General features: G+C 49.1%; 2 protein-coding genes. Both read right to left on the reverse strand.

What is annotated here, in order from left to right; all coding sequences use genetic code 11:
- Positions 1-93: 93 nt before the first annotated feature.
- Entirely contained in the window at positions 94-819 is a 726-nt protein-coding gene (gene istB / locus KK083_RS32280; RefSeq protein ID WP_254170289.1) for an IS21-like element helper ATPase IstB, read from the reverse strand.
- Positions 820-839: 20 nt separating this feature from the next.
- Positions 840-2,372 carry an IS21 family transposase gene (gene istA / locus KK083_RS32285; protein WP_254170290.1) on the reverse strand — a complete coding sequence of 511 codons (1,533 nt, stop codon included), beginning with the start codon at positions 2,370-2,372 and terminating at the stop codon, positions 840-842.
- Positions 2,373-2,626 lie beyond the last annotated feature (254 nt).

Genomic DNA, 2,626 nt, shown 5'->3' on the forward strand with positions numbered 1-2,626 from the left:
TTACTATTCCAGCATGATTGACCCCCTAATCCAGCAAGCTGACCCCTCTGTGTGAAGGGATTGTTTCTGTAAAGCAAAGAACGTTGGGTAAAGTTATTTCTTTTTCCTGAGAGATTCTCCCTTTAGTTCGATTCGGATTGTCTTACTGGTGAGCCTGTCCAGGATGGCATCGGAGAGCGTTGGTTCACCAATGATGTCATACCAGGCGGCGACCGGAAGCTGGGAGGATATAATCGTTGATTTGCGACCGTGCCTGTCTTCCATTACTTCCATGAGATCCAGTCGGGAGTAATCGTCCAGTTTTTGAAGACCAAAGTCGTCGATGATGAGCACGTCTGCCTTGGCGATAGCATTGATTTGTTTGCGATGTGTGCCGTCCATTTTTCCCAGGCGAAGGGAGTAAAAAAGTTTTTGGCTGTTGAAGTATATGGCTTTGAAGCCATTTAAACAGGATTGATGCCCGAGTGCCGAAGCCAGGTTACTTTTACCTACACCGGCAGGGCCTGTAATCAAGATGTTCTCGCAGTTGTTAACCCATGAGCATGTTGTGAGCTGAGCTAGTAATCCGGCATCCAGATTCCTGTTGGGATCAGGCCGGATTTGATCCAGCGCGGCGTTGTAACGGAACTTCGCTGCCTTCTTGAGGCGATCGATCTTACGTCCGGATCTCTCGTCATTCTCATGCTGCATAAGCACTGCCAGTAGTTGCTCTGCACTCAGCGTGGATACTTTTTTGGCGGCAATGAGGCTGTCCAGGGCTTGCGCCATGCCGTGGAGTCGTAAAGACCGCATCTGTTCGAGTGTTTGATCATAGTTCATAGATTATGTATTTTAAGTTGTTAGACATAGTTTTGTCGACCTCTGATGTTGTCGTGTAGTGGCAGTTGCCCTTGAGAACTCCGATCATCTTCGAAGTTCACGTGGCGGCTACCCATCAGATGCTTCATGTATCGTAGAGAAGTCATATTATTGGCCAACGCCCACCGGCAACACTGCCGGAACCGGTCGCTTTCATTTTTGGGGTGTAGTGCTAATATGCCCTGACAGGTCTTATACATTTGCTCAGGGAAAAGGCCTTTGCTAAGCACCGCACTAATGAGCCCTTCGACTTCGGGACCTATCAGGCGAGCCTGCCGTTTGAGCTCATCCGGGGAGAGGCTATGAAGGTAGTCCCGGTGAGTAGAGGCCATGTGGTCATCTTGTGTGATATATAGTCCAGTGCCGGATATAGCATGGGTAGCCACACATTCACGTTCATGATATATTCGGGCAATACCATTGCTGATCAGCACGGTGACCTTTTGACCGATAAGTCTGTATGGTACGCTTAAATACTTGCTGATGGAGCTGATCTTGACGTGACCATTCACAGACACTGTAGGCTTGGATTGTGTAGCCAGGAAGTAAGACTTGTCAGGCAGTGGTTTTAGATGCGCTCGCTCATCTCGCTCTAACAACGTCTTCCTCGATACACCATAGTCCTGCATGATCGCATCATTGAGGAGCTCTATCTTCTCACGAAGTGCCTGATTCACTTCTTCCAGGCTGTGGAAGGTCTTGTGACGCAGCCTGGCATAAACCTGCTGGTAAATTACATTCACATGAGTTTCTACTTTCGCCTTGTCCTTGGGTTTTACGGGACGTGTGGGAACAACAGCCATATTGTAGTGGTTGACCATATCCAGGAAGGTCTCGTTGATGACGGGTTCATAACGGTCTGGCGTGGTAACGGCTGACTTGAGGTTATCGGGGACCAAGGCGGCGGCCACTGCACCCAGCCAGGAAAAAAGATAGACAAGTCCCTCAATGAGGTGTTCCTTCTTTTGTGACCGTACCGCTATGGCCAGCGTGTAATTGCTGTAGCCAAGCGTGATCAGTAGTACCTCGACGGCAACGCGTTTGCCTGTATCAGAGTCGATGTAATAGAGCTTGTCACCAGCAAAGTCCACGAACATCTTTTCACCGGGCCGGTGAACCATGACCATCGACGGCTGCTTACTCTTCAGATAACGCCGCAGGTGGAAGCAGAAGCGCGAGTATCTCATCTGGATGAGTCCTGCGTGGAAGTCTTCCTCCCAGAGGATCATGCGCGTGACGTGTGTTTGTTTCCGCCTGGATAGTTCTTTGACGTAGTGTTCGGCACGTTGTAAAAAGGCCTGGTAATTATCTTTCTCTTGAGTTGACACCGGTTTGAGCTGATCGGCCAGGATCGGATTGTCGGTAGCCATGAGTTGCTCATCAGACAAGCCCAGTTCATCAGTCTTTCGTAGATAGGATTTTACGGTGTTCTTGGAGATACCTAGCGTCGAGGCTATCGTCTTTATGCCGTAGCCTTCCGAGCGCAGTTTATAGATCTGTTTTACTTGGTTCATTGTAATAGGATTAAAGGCCATGATTCTGTGCTTTATCCAATAAGGATAACCAGAACAAATCCTATCACAATCAGGGGGGCAGCTTGCTGGAATTGTCCTAATCCAGAGGGGTCAACTTCCTGGAATTCCTGCCGAACTTGAGGGGTCAGCTTGCTGGAATAACCCGAAAACCGCCAAAATCCGGGGGGTCAACTTGCAGCAACAGGGGGTCAATCAAAAATGGAATGAGGGGTCAATGCTCGCAGGAATAGCTA

Source organism: Chryseosolibacter histidinae, assembly GCF_018598225.1.
Taxonomy (GTDB): domain Bacteria; phylum Bacteroidota; class Bacteroidia; order Cytophagales; family Cyclobacteriaceae; genus Chryseosolibacter; species Chryseosolibacter histidini.

Excerpts from the sequence above, each read along its gene's own strand:
- istB (WP_254170289.1), bottom strand. The coding sequence starts at position 819 with ATGAACTATGATCAAACACTCGAACAGATGCGGTCTTTACGACTCCAC.
- istA (WP_254170290.1), bottom strand. The coding sequence starts at position 2,372 with ATGAACCAAGTAAAACAGATCTATAAACTGCGCTCGGAAGGCTACGGC.